General features: G+C 60.9%; 9 protein-coding genes. 8 read left to right on the plus strand and 1 reads right to left on the minus strand.

Annotation, left to right across the window (positions count from 1 at the left end; genetic code table 11):
- Window positions 1-15 precede the first annotated feature (15 nt).
- The 7 genes from OHL11_RS15070 (at window position 16) to OHL11_RS15100 (ending at window position 18,985) form a co-directional block, all read left to right on the plus strand.
- Complete coding sequence (locus OHL11_RS15070; protein ID WP_263372355.1) at window positions 16-1,248, plus strand: MFS transporter; 1,233 nt, start codon at window positions 16-18, stop codon at window positions 1,246-1,248.
- Window positions 1,249-1,520: 272 nt separating this feature from the next.
- Window positions 1,521-3,614, plus strand: a complete 2,094-nt coding sequence (locus OHL11_RS15075; RefSeq protein ID WP_263372356.1) for an NHL repeat-containing protein — start codon at window positions 1,521-1,523, stop codon at window positions 3,612-3,614.
- A 177-nt stretch (window positions 3,615-3,791) separates the two neighbouring features.
- Window positions 3,792-7,343, plus strand: coding sequence for a TonB-dependent receptor (locus tag OHL11_RS15080; protein ID WP_263372357.1), 3,552 nt, complete (start codon window positions 3,792-3,794; stop codon window positions 7,341-7,343).
- A gap of 72 nt (window positions 7,344-7,415) precedes the next feature.
- Entirely contained in the window at window positions 7,416-12,017 is a 4,602-nt protein-coding gene (locus OHL11_RS15085) for an Ig-like domain repeat protein (protein ID WP_263372358.1), read from the plus strand.
- A 56-nt stretch (window positions 12,018-12,073) separates the two neighbouring features.
- A complete protein-coding gene (locus tag OHL11_RS15090; protein WP_263372359.1) occupies window positions 12,074-15,979 on the plus strand; it encodes a beta-glucosidase in 3,906 nt (1,301 codons plus the stop codon).
- 18 nt (window positions 15,980-15,997) lie between these two features.
- Complete coding sequence (locus OHL11_RS15095) at window positions 15,998-16,867, plus strand: alpha/beta hydrolase (RefSeq protein WP_263372360.1); 870 nt, start codon at window positions 15,998-16,000, stop codon at window positions 16,865-16,867.
- A 153-nt stretch (window positions 16,868-17,020) separates the two neighbouring features.
- Window positions 17,021-18,985 carry a glycoside hydrolase family 55 protein gene (locus OHL11_RS15100; protein WP_263372361.1) on the plus strand — a complete coding sequence of 655 codons (1,965 nt, stop codon included), beginning with the start codon at window positions 17,021-17,023 and terminating at the stop codon, window positions 18,983-18,985.
- Here the strand turns inward: OHL11_RS15100 and OHL11_RS15105 are convergent.
- Entirely contained in the window at window positions 18,982-19,503 is a 522-nt protein-coding gene (locus tag OHL11_RS15105) for a porin family protein (protein WP_263372362.1), read from the minus strand. The genes OHL11_RS15100 and OHL11_RS15105 overlap by 4 nt on opposite strands.
- A 434-nt stretch (window positions 19,504-19,937) precedes the next feature.
- On the opposite strand from OHL11_RS15105, the gene manD reads away from it, so the two are divergent.
- A complete protein-coding gene (gene manD, locus OHL11_RS15110) occupies window positions 19,938-21,146 on the plus strand; it encodes a D-mannonate dehydratase ManD (RefSeq protein ID WP_263372363.1) in 1,209 nt (402 codons plus the stop codon).
- Window positions 21,147-21,156: the final 10 nt, after the last annotated feature.

The raw sequence follows: 21,156 nt of genomic DNA on the forward strand, positions 1-21,156 counted from the left end.
GCGACTTCCTGCGCGATGTTTTTCCGCTGCGGTAAGCTCGACAACGTGCAACAGCCTTCCCTACGCAAGTCTCAACACGAAACTTCGCCCCACCGCGCACTGATCCCGACCACGGCGCTGATCTTCGCCGGATATGCAGTGATCGGCCTGGAGGCCGCAGCATTGCCCGTTTTCGTGCACCAGCGTTTGGGGTTGAGTGTTCAGTGGGCGGGCATCGCGGTGAGCGCGCAGTTTGTGGCGACGCTGCTCAATCGCCCGTTCGCCGGCGCAACGGTTGACCGCCTTAGACCGCAGCGAGCCATGTTCGGCGGCCTGCTGCTCTGCCTCGTCAGTTCCGCGTTACTCGCTGTAGCTGGCTTACTGCGTGGGCACCCTCTTGCCGTCTACGGAGTCATCCTCATCAGCCGATTGATCCTCGGCTTCGCGATGAGCTGGGTGCCGGTAGCCGGAACAGTCTGGGGCATCGCTCGCGTCGGCCCGTCGCACACCGCACAAGTCGTCGCCTGGAGCGGCGTCGCGTCCTACGGTTCGCTCGCTCTCGGCTCACCGCTGGGACTGATGCTGGCGCAGCGATACGGCCTGCTGGCGCTGGGTCTCGTCTCAGGGATTGTTGTCGCGGTCGCGGCACTGCTTTCTATGCGCGTCGAGGCCGCACCGCAGACACAGGGAGCGCGTCTCCGCTTCGCCGCTGTCTTTGGCCGCGTCTTCCCCTTCGGCGGAATGCTGGCGCTCGCCGCTTCCGGCTTCGGCTGCTTCCTTTCGCTGATCACCATCGTGTTCACCTCGCGGCACTGGGCTCATCCGGGACTGCCACTCACGGTCTACGGCATCTGCTTTGTTGCCATGCGACTCTTCGCGTCGCCACTCTCGAAGAACGTCGGCCCTATCCGCACAGCGACTGCCTCGCTCACACTGCAGATCGTTGGTCTGCTACTGCTTTCGCAGGCAGGATCGCCGCTTCCGGGTCTGATCGCTGCGGGCCTCATCGGCTCGGGATTCTCGCTGGTCTTCCCTGCGCTTTGCGTGCTCGCGATACAGTCCGTCGATCCGGCGAACCAGGCTTCTGCCGTGAGCGTCTTCACCGCGTTCATCGAACTCTCTTTGGCGATCACAACGGCGGTCTCCGGCTGGATGCTCGAGCGGATCGGATTTTCGCGCACCTTCGAGTGCGCCGCTGCACTCGCGCTGGCTTCGCTGCTCGCGCTATTGTTCGTCAGACGCGATGAAAACGCCCCGAGTTTTCAGTAGCGCTCCTGCGGTTTTCGATAAGTGCTTGACAAAACATCCGCTTACACGCGATGGTGCTAGTCGCAACAAAACAAGCCTGTTCAATCGCTTGAATATCGCGACGACACATCGTTCGTGAAAGGGACATACCCATGTTTGCTCGGCAAGCACTTTTAGCGGCTTCAGTCGCTCTTTCGGCAGTGGCATCTAGTTTTCTCCTCTCTGGTTGTGGCGCAAGTTCAGCCTTCGGCGGAGCAGCCAACCTCTCCAGCCCCGCGAGCGGCTCCCATCTGATGAGCGGCATTCTTCACGGCGGACCGAACCCGGTCATCGGCGCCACCATGACGCTGTACACCACGGGCAGCGACTACGGCGCGTCCGCTACGGTGATCTCAACAACGACGACCGACTCCAACGGCTTCTTCAATTTCGCGCTCCCCTCCACGAGCGCAGCCTGCCCCAGCGGCAAGTTCGCTTACGTGACGGCCTACAGCGGTTCGACCGGCTCGGGCAGCTCGAACCCGAACTCGCTGCTGATGGTTCCCGTCGGAAGCTGCGATGCGAATTACACGACCGTTGCCAGCACGGACGCCAACAACGTGACGACCTACGTCAACACCTACAACGGCCCTGGCCTCTGGATCGATGAGCTGACGACCGCCATGTCTGCCTATGCGCTGAGTGGATTCATGTCCGTCACAGGGGGCACGGTCAACATCGGTGCTCCTGCCAACAATACGGCGACAGCATCGACCACGACGGCATCGGCTGCAGGCCTGTCTCACGCCTTCGCCAATGCGCTGAACCTGTTCAACAACTCGACCGGCCAGCCGTACGCAAACTACGCCAACCGCTCCGCTGGTGGAGTGATCCCTGACGCGGAAATCTATCTCCTCGGCAACATCCTGCAGGCCTGCGTCAACTCCAACGGCGTGACCGGCACAAACACCGCCACCGCGAATGATGGCTCCCCCTGCGGAAAGCTCTTCAGCATGACCACGCCTCCGTCCACAGGTGCGGCAACGCCGACCAACACGCTCGCTGCGATGCTGAATCTTGTTCACTTCCCGAACCCGTCCGTGAACACCTGGAACAGCACCTGCACCGCTGCGGCGTCCGGCACGACGACGGCAACGAACTGCCTCTTCAACCTCGCGGCCGCTTCGGGCGCCTACGTGGGCGCGCTCACATCCGCTCCGCCGGACTGGACGCTTGCGGTGGTCTATCCGCAGGGCTATGGAGTGGGTACGGGATGCGCTTCGGGCTCTACCTGCGGTGGCATCAACTACGCCTACCATGTGGCGACGGACTACGCCGACAACGTCTATGTGCTCAACACAGACTCCAGCACGCCGACCTTCACCAATATCGACGGCTTCGCCTTCGACGGCACGCCGCTCTTTGCGACCGCGAACGATTCCACACACAGCCAGATTCGCCAGATCTCGACGGACACCATCGGTCACGTGATGGGCACGAACGCCACCACGAAGACGGCCGCAACAAACTTTCTGATGGTGTACGGCACAGGCCTGAACAGCACGACAGCCGGCGCGCTCGTGGCGTCGGTCTCGACGGCCACCGACACCCCGGTCAATACGGCGGTCGATCCGTACAACAACGTATTCTTTGTCTCGAACGCTTCGGGTGGCAGCTTGCGTCGTGCGGCCTACAGCGGATCCCCGTCAGCGCCCACATACACCGTCTCCGCTCTCACACCGGGCGTCACTCCGGGTGGATCATTGCAGATCGGTTTCGACTCCAACCTCGGCATCTATGTGCAGGAGTCGACCTCTGGCAGCAGTTTCAAGATCGACTACGCAGTGAACACAGGCACCTTCGCAGCGCCTGCCTATACCAGCGCCTTCGTAAGCACGACGGTGACGGCAGCCGCTGCGGCAGCCAGCAGCTTTGGACTGGTGGTCGACAGCAGCAACAACGCCTACGCCGCCGCCACGAACGGCTGGTACAAGGTGACGAAGGCAAACAGCGGCAGCTCCACATCGCTCAGCGCTGGATCGACGATCGCCATCCCTGTCGCCAACTCCGCGCTCAGCACGATCTACACGCGCTTCCTGTCGACGGACGGCCTCGGCTATATCTATGGCCCGGACAACGCCAATGGCGGCTACGCCAGCGGCGTCTCGGTCTACGATGCAGCGGACGGACTTGCACTCGGCACCTACAAAGGCTGCTATGTCGTGAGCAAGGTTTGCGGTACGACGGCGAGCACCACACCGATCTACTCTCCGCGTGGTGTCGCCATCGACAGCTCAGGCGATCTCTGGGTCGTCGCGGGTGCGAGCCATGATCTCACCGAGATGATCGGCGCAGCCGCACCAACGTGGCCGGCGCTCTCCATGGTGAAGACCGGTCGCCCGCAGTAACGCCTTCGTCAGAACGATAAGAGAGGGCCCTTGAGGCCCTCTCTTCCTGCGTAAAGGCTGCATGCCTTCGCGCGTTCGCATTCGACACTTGACATTTCTATCTCTGCATAGCTACAACGTTTCCCGTCCCACAGATTGTTATTATTCAACCGCTTGACTAGCACCACTGGAGTCGCAATGCCCTTTCGCCCAACCTGGCTCGTTCGTCGCAAGCTTTCCCTTCTTCCTGTAGCTCTCTGCCTCACGGCAACGATGGCCTTCACTGCGCCCTCGGTGCTCCACGCACAGGCGCAGAATACCGGCGAGCTTAGCGGCAATATCTCGGACCAGGGCCATGCCCTCGTGCCTAACGCGAGCGTGCAGCTCGTGAACGAAGACAAGGGCAACGTGCTCACTACGAAGGCGAACGCGCAGGGACAATATGCGTTCCACGATCTCCTGGTAGGTAGCTACACGCTGCGCGTGACAGCGCAAGGCTTCAGTGCCTTCGAGTCGCACCACATCTCCATCGACGCGGACTCGCGCTTCCGCGTGGACGCCGAGCTCAAGCCCGGCGACGTACAGGCCACCGTGCAGGTCGATGCCGACGCCGTTGCCGTGGATACGCAATCAGCGACCGTGCAGCAGGTCATCGACAACCAGCTCGTCGAAAACCTTCCGCTCGACGGCAACAATGTTGTCGGACTCGCGGCCATGCTTCCCGGCGTCACGGACGTTAGCGCGCCGACCACCTTCACCGATGAAAACGGCGGTGCGACGTACAGCTCCAACGGTTCGCGCAGCGGTTCAAACCTCTACCTCTTTGACGGCCTTCTTTGGAACAACCTCTATCTGAACACCGGCCTGAACTACCCGAACCACGCGGTGCTCAATCAGGTCAGCGTGCAGCTGAACAACTACACGGCGCAGTACGGCCGTAACGCAGGCTCGATCTTCAACGTTGTCTCCAAGTCCGGCGGCAACCTCGTCCATGGCGAACTCTTTTTCCATGTGCATAACTCGGTGACCGACGCGTCGGACTACTTTTCGCACAAGCGTCCGCCACAAGAGACGTATCAGTTCGGTGGTGCGGTCGGCGGACCGATCATTCGCGACAAGCTCTTCTACGAGCTTGAATATCAAAGCTACGTGGGCAATAGCCCGCTGCAAGGCAACGCCGCCACGCTCTCGCTCGCGGACCGTGGCCTCAATGTCGACGGAACACCTCACCTTTGCACCCCTGCAACAGGGATCCCAGCTGGCGACACCTGCGCGGATTTCTCCGGCGATGTGAAGAGCGGCGGTAACGTCAACGCTCTCATCGTGAACCCGGTCTACACGTCCCCCACCACGTCGGTGGGCACAAACCCGACGACCGCGATCTCGCAGTTGAACTCGACGTGGGCGGCACAAGGCAATAGTGGAACGAACCCTTGCATCGGCATCCTCCAAGCGATGACGAGCTCCATCGGAGGCTATCTGCCGGGCGCGCAGATTCCTTCGGAATGCCTGGATCCGACCATCCAGCGCATCTTGAAGGCAGGCTACATGCCCCTGCCCGACACCGTGCTGGGTACATCGCAGTTTCTTTACTCGAGCCTTATCGTTCCGCGTCCGCAGCATGAGTACGGCGGCTTCGCGCGTGTGGATTACAACCTCTCCGCGCGTCAGCAGATGGTCTTCCGCTTCTACCGCACGGAGAACTCGGACTACACCTCGATCGGCGCCAACGACAGCTCGTATGGCGTGCCGAACTACGAGCGCGACCAGAATGGAGCCATCATCACGGCAGGCTCCGTGAGCCACACGCTCATCGTGACCCCGAACCTGCTCAACACTGCAACGCTTGGCTACAAGCGCTACGACTACAGCGTGCTGCCCGCTGACTCGAGCGACCTCGGAACCTTCGGCTCGCTCTTCTCGCGCCCGGGACATCACTCCATGCCGTACATGAACATCGAGACACGCGTGCATCTCGGCAATTCGCAAAACGCCTACACACAAAGCGTCAACGAGAACACCGAGTTCCGCGACGATGTCTCCTGGCAGAAGGGCCGCCATAACTTCCAGTTCGGCGTCAACTACCTCTACCTCCAGTACCTCAACCATCGCGACAACGTCGGCAGCTTCACCTTCGAGGGCAATCCCGGCTACACGGGATCACAGGCAGCCGACTTCATGATGGGCCTCATCTACTCGATGAGCGTGGGCAACGGACAGACGATCGCGGGTGTACAGAACGCGATCTACGGATACGGCCAGGACACCTGGCGCATCCTGCCGCGCCTCACGCTGTCGCTCGGCGTCCGCTACGAACTGCCCTTCATGTGGCGTCAGCCGAAGGGTGAATCGGCGACCTTTATCCGCGGCTATCAATCGCAGGTCTTCCCCAACGCCCCGGCGGGTATCGCCTTCGTCGGCGATCGCGGAGTGCCCGACTCGCTGGTCAGCACGGACTACAGCAACGTCTCGCCGCGTATCGGCATTGCATACGACGTCTTCGGCAACGGTCGCACCGCAGTGCGTGCAGGCTTTGGCAGTTTCTACGACGCGATCCCCGCAACCGTGGTCGGCCTCACGCAGCCTTACACCTACCGCGCTTTCTACCAGAACCCAGCTGGCAGCATCACGAATCCACTGGCGGGCCTGCCTGCTATCCCTGCGGACTTCACGAAGGGCAACGCCAGCTTCCCGGGTCTTGCATCCATCATCTACCCTGACCCGAACTTCAAGAACGGTTACACCTACGCGTTCAACCTCGGCGTACAGCAGCAGGTCAGCAGCGGCAGCACGATCGAGGTGCTGTACATCGGTCGCCTTGGTCGTAAGCTGCTTATCCCCGAAGATCAGAATCCTTCGATCATCGACTGCTCCGGCTCGTACTACGCGTCGAACCCCTCGCTCTACTGCCCTACGGCGATTCTTTCCGCGCAGTATCCGCTGCGTTCGCGTTACCCCGGATTTAACTACGGCGGTCAAGGCGTAGTCCGACTCACCTCTGCGGCAACATCGAACTACAACGCACTGCAGGTGGTCTATCAGCAGCGCACCTTCAAGAATCTCACCGTCACCGCGAACTACTCGTACTCGCGCACGATGGATATTGCATCGACGCTAGGCACAAGCAACCAGCTTTCGCAGCCGGACAATATCGGATTCGATTACGGTCCGTCCTCACAGAACGCCACGCATATCCTCAACGTGGGCTACCGCCTCACCTTCCCGAACGCGCGTCGCGGCTCCGCATGGGTGAAGAACATCGTGAATAACTGGTCGCTGAACGGCATGTACAACCTGCGCAGCGGACACCCGTTCAACCTCACCTTCGGTGGTGACGAGTCGGGTACGGACGAGCAGCCGCAGCGTGTGTATCTCACGCCGGGCGTCAGCCCCTTCCTTCCGAGCAACCGTCACCGTGCGGACAAGATCAAGCAGTGGTTCAACACTGCGGCCTTCAGCAAACCCGCTGCTTTCACGTTTGGCAACATCGGCCGCAACTCGATGGTGGGTCCGGCCTACACGAACATCCAGATGTCACTGGCGAAGAGCATTCGCGAAGACGGCATCCGCAAGGGCATGCGCTCGCAGATTCGCCTTGAAGTCTTCAATCTCTTCAACACGGTGAATCTCGGCAACCCACGCGCGACCTACAGCGCTTCGTCCGCACAGGCCACGACCTTTGGTTCGATCAACGCCTCTGGCCAGAACGCTTCACGCCGCATTCAGTTCGGCTTCATTCAGTACTTCTAAATCGGAACGGAAAGGATCGATCTCATGCAAACTCGTCATCTCCGTTCCTCTATCGTTTCCCGGGATAGCATCATGAAACTCTTCGGCATCGCACTCGCGCTTGTAACAGGCCTCGGCATCCAGACCGCCTCCGCGCAGACCAACGGCACGCCCGTCCCCTTCATCTCCACGGCTGCGGGCAATGGGTCAACCTCAACGATCTCGTCCTCGTGCACAACGGGGATTCCTGTCTTCTCGACCTCTGGCACGGGCAGCAACTACGGCGATGGTTGCCTTTCAACGCAGGCCGTACTCTCTGCACCGATCAGCACGCTCGTCGACAAGTACGGCAACCTCATCATTGCGGACCAGACGCACAACTCCATTCGCGTGGTCTACAACGGTGGCACAGACATGGCTGCAGCCATCGTTGCTGCGAACGTGCAGACGACAGGCCTTACACCGACGAAGGGCAACATCTATACGCTCGTCGGAAGCCGTTCCGCAGTCGCTGCATCGCCTTACTACTGCAACGGCGCGAGTGGTGCAGTTGGACTCAACTCCACACTCGATGGCTGCCCGGGCATTCAGGCATACATTCAACCTCGCGGTCTTGGACTCGATGCGGATGGCAATATTTTCTTCGGCAGTGTTGCAGGTGCTTCAGCCGTACGTGTGGTCTACATCGCAGGAACAGCTGTCAAAACACTAATTACGAATGGCAATGCGAAGGCAACGTCGCCGCAAGCTGGTTATGTTTATGCAATCGCTGGAACGACCTCGTCCAGCTACGCAGGCGATGGTTCAATAGGGAGTGCAGCATCCGTCAACACGCCGCGCGGATTTGTGATCGATGGAAGTGAGAATGTCTACTTCGCAGATAACCTCAACAATGTTGTTCGTCGTATCGATGGAACGACCGGAGTTCTATCCACCATTGCTGGTCATTGCATTCAGGTAAAGAACCCGACGAGCGGCGCAATCACCTGTACAGCTACCGCAACAAGTGGTGATGGTGCAGCCGCAACCGATGCGTCGGTCAACATCTATCAGCCTTACGCTGTAGCGATCGACTCCAACGGCAACCTCTTCATCGCAGAAGGCGGCTCAACAACAGTTCCCGGTCGAGTTCGCGTGGTCTATGCAGGCGGAACGCTCCCCGGCATCACGAGCCCCGTCGTTGGAAACATCTACACCTATGCGGGTGGCGCAAGTACGGCGAGCACCGCGACTGCAGCGCAGAAGGCGACCTTCCAGTTCATCTATGGCGTCGCAATCGATCAGGCGGGCTACGTGTATGCGACGGAGTATCGCAGCGGCAGCAGCGGCGGCAATCACATCTATCGCATCGATCCGACGACCGGCGGCCTGCTCATTCTTGCAGGCAGCGGCACGACCAGCACTGTTGCGTACACCTGCGCAGGTCTAACATCGACCAATGCCATCGGTGATGGCTGCCCCGCCCCGCTCGGCAACCTCAACACCCCGCAAGGCCCCGTCGCGTTCGATGCGCAAGGCAATGCATACGTCGCGGACCGCATGAACAACGTCATACGCAAGCTGACGTGGAACAACGTGTTCCCGTCTACTGCGGTCGGCTCCAGCACCACGCAGAACCAGGCGTTCTATCTCTCTGCGGGTACGACGCTGCTGGCGAAGAGCATCACGAGCGGCGGTAGTGCATCGACGGAGTTCACCACCAACCCCACACCCGACAACTGCACCGTCAACACGAGCATCGCAGCCGCAATCGTCTGCGTGAATAGCGTGACGTTCAAGCCCAGCACAGCAGGCTCGCGCGCCGCCGTCTACACGCTGACGGACGCTACAGGAACCGTCGCGACGGAACCACTCGTCGGCGTAGGCGTCGCTCCCCTGCTTACGATCATGCCTGGTACCAGGGCCACGATCGGCACGAACATCAAGCCCAGCGGTGTCAGCACCGACAAGCTCGGCAACGTCTACGTTTCCGATGCGACCGGCGGCCGAGTACTTCGCAGCACCGTGGCAGGCGGCGCAGGCACCGCTGTTCTCACCGGCCTCACCGCGCCACGTCAGTCTGCGGTGGATTCTGCTGGCAACCTCTTCGTTGCAGACTCGAGCAAGAATGCCGTGGTCGAACTCACTGCGAGTGGCGCGCAAGTCACACTCGGTACGGGATTGAACGCGCCGCAGGGTGTGGCCGTCGATCGCTACAACAACCTTTACATCGCCGACACCGCCAACAATCGCTTGCTGTACCTCAACATGGTGAACGGCGCGCAGTCGACCGTTTCGACAGGACTGGTCGCGCTGAGTTCCCCCTCGAGTCTCTACATCGATGCAGCGGGCGATGTTTACATCGTGAACGCAGGCACGGCGAAGCTCGTCGAACTCCCCATCACGGGCCCCGCAACTGCAGTTGCCTTGCCTACATCCGTTGCCCCTGTGGCGGTCGCCTCTGATCTCTCCGGCACCTTGTTCATCGCGGACAGCGGTACGCAATCGGTCCTCTCACTTTCCGCTGGAGCCAGCGCCACCACGACGCTCATCAGCGGCTTCACCACGCTGACCGGCATCGCCGTTGGCCCATCCGGCAATCTCTTCGTGAGCGACAGCGGCGCCACCTCCGCGGTGGCATACAACACGAACGCTAGCAGCTACACATTTCCCACGACGAACCTGGGCCAATCGAGCCTCCCCACAGCGGTGACAGTTTCAAACTTCGGCAACGCGGCAGCCACACTCGCCACGCCGCCGTACAGCCAGAGCGGTACATCCGCGGCGTTCCCGATTTCCGGCACCGCGGGCTGCGCAGCGGCGCAGTCGCTTGGCGGCGGCGCTTCGTGCGTCGACAGCTTCACCTTTACGCCAACGGTCACGGGCACGCAGAGTTCCACGACGACATTTGCCGCGACGACTGGGCAGAGTGCAGCGATCACCTTCACCGGCCTCGCGACCAATCTCATCTCCACCACGTCCACCATCGCCATCACCCCCGCGAACACCACGCTGACCTACGGCAACAACGGCGCGACGTTCACCGCAACGCTTGCAGCATCACAAACAGGTGCAAGCACGCCGACGGGCACGGTTACGTTCCTCATCGATGGCGTTGCGCAAACGCCTACTCAAAGCGTTTCCGGCGCGGGCCCCTACACGTTCACCTTCAACTCGGGAGCGTTGAAGGTGGGCACGCACACCATCGGCGTCAGCTACAGCGGCGACACGCTCTACGGTGCAACCAGCGCTCAGACCACTGTCACCGTCACAGGACTCGCCGCCACCCTGAGTGCCACGGCAGCCTACGGGCCGACGAACAACTCGTATACTTTCACCGCCACCGTGACTCCAACAACGAGCACGCAGGCTCCGACGGGAACGGTGACGTTCACGGTAGATGGCGTCGCGAGCACAGCGGTGAATCTGACAGGTGGCACGGCAGTTTTCACCAAAACGCTGACAGATGGCTCACATGCCTACAGCGCAGCCTATAGCGGCGATGCGGCTTACACGGCGCAGACTACGGCTACGCAAATCTTCGTCTTCAATCACATCGCAACGTCGACCGTCGTGACGGGCGCTCAGACCGGTGCAGGTCTCACGGTCACTGCAACCATCACGGCCGCATCGCAGGCGACTGCTGCGCCTTCTGGAACCGTGATCTTCACCGTGGACGGCAAAGCGCAAGCTGCGGTGGCGATCACCAACGGTCAAGCTTCGGTAAACGTCTTCCCTGCGGCGGATGGCTCCCACACTTTCAGCGCAGTTTACTCAGGCGACGCCTACTATGCGACAAGCGCTAGCGCTCAAGGAACACTCTCAACGTTGCGCGTCGCGTCTGTGACGACGCTTGCGCTCATCCCGAGCATTACCGGTACCGGCGTCAATGGAGGATCCACGACCTCGAACCTCTCGCTGGTGGCCACCGTGGCTGCGGCTTCGGGCTCGGGCCCGGTACCTACGGGCAGCGTGATCTTCTACACCAGCAGCGGCACAAAAGTGGTTCCCTCGGGCACGAGCGCGGCTATCCTCAACGCTGCGGGTGTTGCCACGCTCACCGTGGCGCAGAGCACGCTAACCAGCACCAGCTTCTACGCAGTCTACGCGGGGGCGTCCACCACGACGCCGAATGGAGATGGCAACTACCTCACCTCGACGTCCTCGCCCGTGACCATTGCGACGGACTTCTACATCAACGACCCCGTCATCAATCTCTCCGTGGCACAAGGTGCGCAGGCTTACGCGAACCTCGTGCTGAGCTCCTACGGCGGATACACCGGGACGCTGACGGCGCAGTGCGCCGGCTTGCCAGCCAATGCTGTCTGCCGCTACACGCCGATCAACTCGGTAACGCTCTCCAGCACCACTCAGAGCGCGGTACTGCCGGTCCAGTTCTTCGTCGGCATCGATCCGAACCTTGCCTCGACCGCGCCGAAGTCACATAGCAGCACGGTGCTCGCATGGTTGTTCGGTACTCCGCTCGCACTCCTCGGCCTGTTGCGCCGCAAGCGTCTGGCATCGCGCCTTGGTGCTGCGACGATCGCGATCCTCATGGCCCTCACGGTCACATCGATGACCGGATGCGGCAACTCGCAGAGCCCGGTTTACAACACGCCGCTGGGCACGACAGCGGTCACCGTGACGGTGAAGGACTCCGCGACTGGTGCGACCAAGACGGCCACGGTAAACCTCACCGTACTGGCCAAACAGTAAACCGCACGCGGGACCACCACGATGGTCCCGCGTGCTTCTTCGATCTGAAGGTATCCATGCGTATTGCCCTCCGTACGACCATTGCCGCTCTGTTGCCTCTTTGCTTGCTTGCAGCTCCCACCCTGCGTGCGCAAGCCGTCGCCAAGCCAAACGATGAGGCTTTGGAAGCACGCGTTACGCAGCTTCTCGCAAAGCTGACACCCGAGCAGAAGCTTGAACTGCTGGGTGGTGTGAACGGTTTCTACACGCACGCGGAGCCTTCGATTGGCCTGCCTGCGTTGCGCATGGCCGATGGCCCCATGGGCATCCGCAATCCGGGCCCATCCACGGCCTACCCCGCAGGCATCGCACTCGCTGCGACCTTTGACGCCGAACTCGCCTTCGCGGAGGGTTCCGCGCTCGGCCGCGACGCAAAATCGCGCGGTGTTCACTTCCTCCTCGGGCCGGGCGTCAACATTTATCGCGCCCCGCTCAACGGACGCAATTTTGAATACTTTGGCGAGGATCCGTTCCTGGCCTCGCGTCTTGCCGTGGGATACATCCAGGGCGTGCAGTCCCAGGGCGTTGCCGCGACCGTCAAACACTTTGCGCTGAACAACGAAGAGTATGACCGTCACCGCATCAACGCGGTGGTCGATGAGCGCACCCTGCACGAGATCTATCTGCCTGCCTTTGAGGCTGCGGTGAAAGAAGCTCACGTCGCCGCCATCATGAACTCTTACAACCTGGTGAACGGCGAGCACGCCACTCAGAGCAATTTCCTGAATAACCAGCTGGCCAAGCATGACTGGAAGTTCGATGGCATCATCATGTCGGACTGGAACTCGACGTACGACGGCGTCGCCGCTGCAAACGCCGGACTGGATCTCGAGATGCCCTCGGCGAAGTTCATGTCCCCTGCAAACCTGAACGGCAAGGTCTCGCAAGAGATCATCGACGATAAGGTTCGCCGCCTGCTGCGAGTCGCCGTGAAGATGGGCTGGCTCGATCATGAGCAAGCCTCGAGTGCACCCGCGGACGATCCGGCAAGTCGCGCCGTGGCGCATCGCGCAGCGCTCGAGTCCGTGGTGATGTTGAAGAACCGCGATGCCCTGCTTCCGCTGGATCCGGCGAGCATCTGCACGCTCGCAGTCATCGGCCCCCACGCGAATGAGGCGCAGGTTGGCGGCGGCGGCAGTTCCCTCGTCAAACCGACCGCAGCGCTAAGTCTCGTCGAGGCTTTGCGGGCAACATTCCCCGCGCACGATCACTGCCCCGGCGTGCAGTACGAGGCCGGCGTGCCCGACAGCAAAGAGGTCTTCGCCTCGACGAGCTTTGTGCACGGCGTGCGTCTCGAGCAGTTCACAAGCAAGGATGAAAGCGGTACTGCCAGGAGCAGCTCGGCTGAGCACCTCGTCCCCCTTGCGAAGCAGGAGAAGGGTTCCCCCATTCACTCCGTGCACTATGTCGCGGACTTCAAGCCCTCCACGCCGGGCAAGCAGCTCGTCGTGCTGCAGGCCGGCTATCAGGATGATCTGACTCTCATCGCCAATGGCAAAGAGCTGCTGCGCGTGCGTGCCCCGGAGGGCCATACCGTTCTCAGCGCGATCGTCGATCTGGACGCAAACGCTACGCTGCATCTCGACCTCACCGGGCAGGTAACACAAGGACCCGACGGCATAGGTCTGGGCGTGACTTCGCTCAAGACGCTCGTCAGCAAGAGCGCAACCGCGCTCGCCGCAAAGGCCGACGCAGTCTTGCTGAACGTCGGCTTCGATGCCAGCACGGAAGGTGAAGGCTTCGACCGCAGCTTCGAACTTCCTGGCGGGCAGGAGGAGTTGATCGCTGCGGTGAGCGCGCTCAACAAGAAGACAACCGTCGCCATCAACGCAGGCGGCGGCGTTGCGATGACGCCGTGGATTGAGAGCGTCCCTGCGGTGCTGCATCTCTGGTACGGTGGCGAAGAAGGTGCCCCTGCGCTGGCTGAGATTCTCAGCGGCAAGCAGTCGCCCGAGGGTCATCTTCCCATCAGCATTGAACATAGCTTCGCCGAGAACCCGGCCCATGACAGCTACTTCCCCGGTGCCGGATCGACGCCGACGCAGCCGCGTATCACTCTCAGCGAAGGCGTCATGCTCGGCTATCGCGCCTACGCGACCAGCGGGGTGAAGCCGCTCTTCCCCTTCGGCTTCGGACTCTCCTACACGAGCTTTACCTTCGCGCACTTGCACGTCGACAAGACTCCGCAGGGCGTGCAGGTCAGTGTTGATGTCAAGAACACCGGCACACACTCCGGCGGCGAAGCCGTGCAGGTTTACGTCAGCGATCCGAGCGCTTCGATCAAGCGTCCTGCACTTGAGTTGAAGGCGTTCCGCAAGGTACACCTTGATCCCAGGGAAGCGCAGCATCTGCAGTTCACGCTCGACCGCAGCGCCTTCGCTTACTGGAGCGAGCAGCGCCATGGTTGGCAGGTCGATCCCGGCAATTTCGTCATCTCCGTCGGCGATAACAGCGAGAACCTCCCCCTGACGGCAGAGCTCACGATTGAGGCGAGCGCGCAAGCTGCAGAAGCGACTCCCGCGCCTGCAAGCGCGCGCCCCGCGAACAACTTCGCTCCTGCCTACAACGGCACCAAGGAGTACAGCCTGGAAATCCAGGCGACGAAGATCGATCACTCAAACAGCCGCAACGAGTGGATGCCGCCGAAGAGCTATAAGACCCGCGTGATGGAACAACTCGCAGGCTTCCAGCCCTCGAAGATTCCGCTCGACAAGTGGGGCGGACGCATGGACGTTCACGCGACGCCTACTGGCTTCTTCTACACGAAGAAGATCGGCGACCGCTGGTACGCTATCGACCCCGAAGGCAACGCCTACTTCCACCAGGCCGTCGTGAACATTGGCCCGAACCCCGGTCCCGCCGCGACTGCAGCCATGCAGCGCGACTTCAATGGCGACAAGAAGGTCTGGATGGCGCGCACTCATGCGTATCTTCAGAGCCTCGGTATCAATGGCGCAGGAGCGTGGTCCAACACCGATCTCATTCGCAATTCGCCGCTACAGGCAGCGCATCCGATCGCTTACACCGTGATCCTTGATGTGATGAGCAGCTACGGAAAGAACCGCGGAGGCATGCACGCTGATATCGGGCACGCTGGCTATCTCAACGACGTGATCTTCGCCTTCGATCCTGAGTTTGAAAAGTACGCGGACAACTACATCAAGCAGCAGGTCTCGCAGTACAAGAACGACCCCGCTGTCTTCGGATACTTCTCCGACAACGAAATGCCGGTGCGTCGCACGAACCTGGAGCACTATCTGGATCTTCCGCACAACGAAGCCGGATACCAGTTCGCCAAAAAGTTCATGGATGACCATCACGCTAAGGGCATCACCGATGAACTCTCGGAAGAGTTCCTGGCCGTCGAGATCGATCATTACGCATCGGTCGTCTCCGCAGCGCTGAAGAAATACGATCCGAACCACATGTACATCGGCTGCCGCTATACGGGACAGACCGAGCAGGCGCCCGAGGCCTTTGCCGCACTCGGTAAGTATGCCGACGCCATTTCGGTCAACTACTACAACGCCTGGACACCGGACTTCGAGCTGATGCGCTCGTGGGAAGAAGCCGCGCACAAGCCCATCATGATCACCGAGTGGTACACCAAGGGGCGCGACTCCGGTATGCCGAACAAGACCGGCGCGGGCTGGCTGGTTGCGACGCAGGCGCAGCGCGGTGCGTTCTACCAGAACTTCGCGCTCGCTCTCATCGAGTCAAAGATCGTGATCGGTTGGCACTGGTTCAAGTATCAGGACAATGATCCGAACGACCCAAAGGCTGAGGCCTCCAACAAAGACTCCAACAAGGGCATCGTCAATATCCAGTTCCAGCCCTATCAGCCGTTGACCGATCGCATCCGTCAACTCAACCCCAATGCATACGCGCTGGCCGACTATTTTGACCATCGCACTAAGCCTTAGTATGGTTCTCCTGAACTCATGAAGAGCCTTCGATACGTCTCGCTATCGCTCGTCCTGGGCACCTCATTCGCGGCCCACGCGCAGTTGTCCGAGGACCACAACTTCCGCAAGGATGTAGCGGTCGTTTATGCCCAGGGCGTGCATGGTCCACTACTCGCCGACGCCTACGTGCCGAATGGTAAAGGCCCGTTTCCGGGAGTGCTCTTCATTCATGGCGGCGGCTGGAAGACTGGCGATCGGAACCAGATGAACAAGCTGATCCGGGACACGACGAATGCAGGCTTCTCGAGCTTCACCATCGAGTACGACATGGACCCTGTGCTCTTTCCGCATTCGCTGAACGAGTCGCTTGCGGCGCTCGAGTACTTCCGCAGCCATGCGAAAGAGTTCAAGCTCGACCCCACTCGAATAGCCGTCGCGGGAAGCTCCGCAGGAGGGGAGCTCGCTGCTCTGGTGGCGCTCTCTCCGCAGCCTCGCGCGGTCGACGGCCAACCTGCAGGCGCGCCGATCGCGCCAGTGCAGGCCGCGGTGATTCTCAATGGCGTGCTCGACCTTCGAGCGCTTGGGGACAAGAGCGGCATGGTGACCGAGTATCTCGGCGGCCACTGCACCGAGAAACCGGAGGCCTGCAAGGACGCGTCCCCCGTCGAACACGTACATGCTGGCGCGCCGCCTTTCTATGTAGGCCACGGAACGGCAGATCAAACGGTCCCGTACTCGCAAGCGGAGGCCTTTACAGCAGCGCTCTATGCGGCGAAGGTGCCCGTGCAATTCTACGGCGCGCAGAATGGTCCGCACACCTACTGGATGAGGCCAGAGTTCTACGCTGGCAATACGACGTCGATCCTTCAGTTCCTGCAAACCGCGTTGAAGAGCACAACGAAGTAGTCGCGCAGCCAACGTCGTTGGCAATCCGCTATCATTTGTCTCACTCTCGTGCGATGGCTGGCGACAACTCGACTGTGTACGACCGCACTTCTCATCGGCCTCGCCACATCACGGCCTCTTAGCGGGCAGAGCCATCCATCCTCGCTGACGAAGTTGCCTGATGAGCCGAACGCGGTGGTCCTCAAGGCTGCAACCTTCGACCAGGGCGACGCGAGCGACGCACTGCAAGCAGCCATCGACCGCGTACAACACACGACTCGACGCGGCGTCGTCTTCATCCCTTCCGGGCACTACAGGATTACCCATACCATCGCCATCTGGTCTGGCATCCGACTTGTGGGCTACGGAACGACTCGCCCGCTGCTGGAACTGCCGCCGAACACAGACGGCTTCCACGACACGACGCGGCGCTACCTGCTACAGTTCTCCGGCGAGCGTCCCGAGAGTTCAACGGCTGCGCCTCCCAATGCGAACTCGAGTACCTTCCACAGCGGGATGATGAACGTCGACATCGTTCTCGGCGACGGCAATCCAGATGCGGTGGCCATCCGCTTTCACGTCGCGCAGCATGGTCTGCTTTCGCACGTTGACGTGGACGCCGGTAACTCTTTCGCCGCGCTGGAAGATGCAGGCGGAACACTCACCGACGTCTCCTTTCACCGCGGACACTTCGGCATCTTCACGCATCAGACTTCGCCCGGTTGGCCATTCCTCGTGATGGACTCCTCTTTCGCAGAGCAGACCGAAGCGGCCGTCCGGCTCTACGAAGTCCAGGGCATCTTCGTGCGCGATCGCATCGAGAAAACACCTGTCGCTTTCTGGCTGGAGTCCTCCAAGCCGGTCTCGCTTTCAGCGGATTCTCTTACGCTACGCAACATCAGTTTCGCGGCGCTCCGCCCCACAGGAAGCACCGCAGAGAACCTCTCGCTTGCACTTCGCAACATCGATGCAGACGATGTTCCGGTCTTCGCTCTGCAGCCCAAGGCTGCGGAGCACGATGGCTTGCTCGAGCGCAAAGCTGTGGCACGGCTCTACCGCGTGGAGCGCTTCAACGCGGGGATTCACGTGCGCAGTCAGTCACAGCCTGACTCGATCGTCGAGCAAACGTGGGAAGCTCATGTCCTTTCAGCTCCGCCTTCGCCGAAGAAGTCCACGGTGCCCGCCCTTCCAGCGGACTCGACATGGGTGAGCGTACGAACCTTTGGCGCTGCAGGCGATGGCAGCACCGACGACACCGCCGCATTGCAACGCGCCATCGACTCCGGCAAACCGCTGTATCTCCCACGCGGGCGATACCGCATTGACCGTCCGCTACAGCTTCGCCGCGATAGCGTCCTCATCGGCTTGAACCCTATCACCAGCGTCATCGTCCTGAACGACAGCGCCACCGCCTTCACAGGCCCGACAACTCGTGCGATGGTCGAGACCACGCGCGGATGCTCCAACATCCTGAGCGGGGTTGGCCTGGAGACCGGTGGATTGATCGCCTCCGCCGCAGCTCTGCTCTGGCGTTGCGGTGAGCAATCGCTGGTAGACGATTTGCGCATCCTCGGCGGACACGGCACAGCTCTGCCCGACGGAAGCTATCGCGCAACGTACAACGAAAAGCACACGGCCGATCCGGATCCGCGTCGCGAGTGGAACCGCGAACCCGCCAGCATCCTCGTCCGCGGCGGAGGCGGAACCTTCCGTAACATCTGGAGTCCAAACACGTACGCAAAGTCCGCGCTGGATGTTGCCGACTCCCGCTTGCCCACGCAGGTATACATGCTCTCCGCAGAGCACCACCTGGAGCACGAGGTCGTGCTCCACAACGTATCCCGCTGGAGTTTTGTTGGCCTGCAAACGGAGTCAGAGCGCGCCGATGGCGCACACGCTCTTCCACTTCTCATTACGGATGGACGCGATCTTCGCTTCGACACCGCGATCTTCTATCGCGTTTCGAGAAGCACCGCCAGCGCTCCTACCGCTGTGCAGTTGAACGGCTGTGATCGCTGCAGCTTCTTCAACATCTCGAACGCGAGTGGATCGCCATACCCCTTCGACGCGACCATCGTAACGGCGCGGCCGAAGGACGTCATCGCGAGCCACCGGTTCAACTGGTGGCAGACGCCTTAGCGTCGCTTGCGCTTCGTCGGCTTCTTGCGGTCAAAGCCAGCGTTGTCGGAGAACTGCCACACCAATCCCGCGCTCACCGTCTGCGGCGCATACTGCTGGAAGTTGTAGTTCAACTGCGTCCAGCTATAGTCCACCACCGCGTCGAGATGGGACCGCAGACGCTTTTGCACGCCGCCATTGAATCCATAGAGGCTATCAGTCGTATGGATGTTTGCGGGCGCGCTGAAACGCCCGATTCCCACCTGAAAGCCTGCATAAGGCGTGATGGCTCCGCGCAACGGAAACGCCACGCGCGGCCCGATCGAAATGGAAGTGAGGCTGGTGCCGTTGTGCCATCCGCCGCGCGCCTGCACGTCGCCAAGAAAGAGCGCACGACGGCCAAGCGAAGTGATCTGCATATTCACGCCAACCGTACCACCATAGAGCCATTCCAAAGGCGCATTGCTGCCTAGGCGGCCTGCAGAAAACTCGCCGTAGACCGACGCCTGTCCCCAGGCGTGACCGCTGAACAAAATCATTGCGGCGGCAAGCGCGCCTGTTATCCATTGCCTCATATGCTGTGAACTTCCCTTCGCGTAGACCGATCTGCCTGAATCCTGAGCAGACACACCATAAACGCATATTCAAGCGGTTGTCTAGATACTTTTCACGCGAATGAAAGGATGCAGCGGGAAGCCCACCCAGACCTCAACTACTCCGCACAGAGCGATGCGTCAATAGACACATGACCTATTCCGCATTTCTTATCTCGGATGGAATAAATAGAGGAAACGCCGTCCAAACCACGAACGATCCCTTGTGGGTTCCCCTGTGACATAACTGCTGCAAGACTGTCGCATTCACTCTGGCATATATTCCATGCCGCGCTATATAGTCTTCGTCAGGTTCGCAGCCGCACGGCGTTTGCAAGCTCGCCAGCGCCGCGAGCATGAAGGAAGAGAAAGACCGAAGCATGAAAATCACCGCCGCGAAACTCATCATCACCTCGCCCGATCGCAACTTCGTCACGCTCAAGATCGAAACCGATGAAGGCATTTATGGCCTCGGCGACGCCACGCTGAACGGTCGCGAACTCGCAGTCGCCAGCTACCTCAGCGAGCACGTCATTCCCTGCCTCATCGGCCGCGACCCGTTCGACATCGAAGACATCTGGCAGTATCTCTATCGCGGCGCCTACTGGCGTCGCGGCCCCGTGACGATGAGCGCAATCGCCGCCGTCGATGTGGCTCTGTGGGACATCAAAGGCAAGGCTCTGAACACGCCGGTGTACAACCTGCTCGGCGGCCGCAGTCGTCAGGGCGTGCTGGTCTACACGCATGCCAACGGCGCAGACATCGAGCAGGCGCTCGACTCTGTACGCGAGCATATGGAAGAAGGCTATCTCGCGGTGCGCGCGCAGGCGGGTGTCCCCGGAGTCGCCAGCAGCTACGGCGTACCGAAGCCCGGTAAAGCCTATGAGCCCGCGGAGCGTGGCCTGCCGGGCGAAAGCCTCTGGTCCACCGAGCGCTATCTCAACTTCGCACCGAAGCTCTTCGAGCGCCTGCGCTCCGAGCTGGGTCCGGACGTTCATCTACTGCACGATGTTCACCATCGCCTGACGCCGATCGAAGCGGCGCGTCTCGGCAAAGCACTTGAGCCTTACCACCTTTTCTGGATGGAAGACCCCTGCCCAGCCGAGCTCCAGGAAGGCTTCGAGCTCATCCGCAAACACACGACGACTCCGATCGCCACCGGCGAAGTCTTCAACTCCGTGTGGGATGCGCATGACCTCATCCGCAATCAGCTCATCGATTACATCCGCATGACCATCGTGCACGGCGGAGGCATCACGCACGCGAAGAAGACGGCTGACTTCGCCGCGATGTATCACGTGCGCACCGGCTTCCACGGCGCTACCGATCTTTCGCCGATTACGATGGCGGCTGCACTGCACTTCGGCACAGCTATCCACAACTTCGGCATCCAGGAGCACATGCACCACACTGCGCTCACGGACGAAGTCTTCCCGCATCACTACAGCTTTGAGAACGGCTACATGACGCCGGGTGATGCTCCCGGGCTCGGCGTAGACATCGATGAAGTGCTCGCGGCGAAGTATCCGTATCAGCGCGCCTATCTTCCCATCGCACGCAAGCTCGATGGCACCCTGACGGACTGGTAAGTTGAGCGCA

Source organism: Granulicella cerasi (assembly GCF_025685575.1).
Taxonomy (GTDB): Bacteria; Acidobacteriota; Terriglobia; order Terriglobales; family Acidobacteriaceae; genus Granulicella; species Granulicella cerasi.

Excerpts from the sequence above, each read along its gene's own strand:
- OHL11_RS15075 (WP_263372356.1), top strand. The coding sequence starts at position 1,521 with ATGAGCGGCATTCTTCACGGCGGACCGAACCCGGTCATCGGCGCCACC.
- OHL11_RS15085 (WP_263372358.1), top strand. The coding sequence starts at position 7,416 with ATGAAACTCTTCGGCATCGCACTCGCGCTTGTAACAGGCCTCGGCATC.
- OHL11_RS15105 (WP_263372362.1), bottom strand. The coding sequence starts at position 19,503 with ATGATTTTGTTCAGCGGTCACGCCTGGGGACAGGCGTCGGTCTACGGC.
- OHL11_RS15070 (WP_263372355.1), top strand. The coding sequence starts at position 16 with ATGTTTTTCCGCTGCGGTAAGCTCGACAACGTGCAACAGCCTTCCCTA.
- OHL11_RS15090 (WP_263372359.1), top strand. The coding sequence starts at position 12,074 with ATGCGTATTGCCCTCCGTACGACCATTGCCGCTCTGTTGCCTCTTTGC.
- OHL11_RS15095 (WP_263372360.1), top strand. The coding sequence starts at position 15,998 with ATGAAGAGCCTTCGATACGTCTCGCTATCGCTCGTCCTGGGCACCTCA.
- OHL11_RS15080 (WP_263372357.1), top strand. The coding sequence starts at position 3,792 with ATGCCCTTTCGCCCAACCTGGCTCGTTCGTCGCAAGCTTTCCCTTCTT.
- manD (WP_263372363.1), top strand. The coding sequence starts at position 19,938 with ATGAAAATCACCGCCGCGAAACTCATCATCACCTCGCCCGATCGCAAC.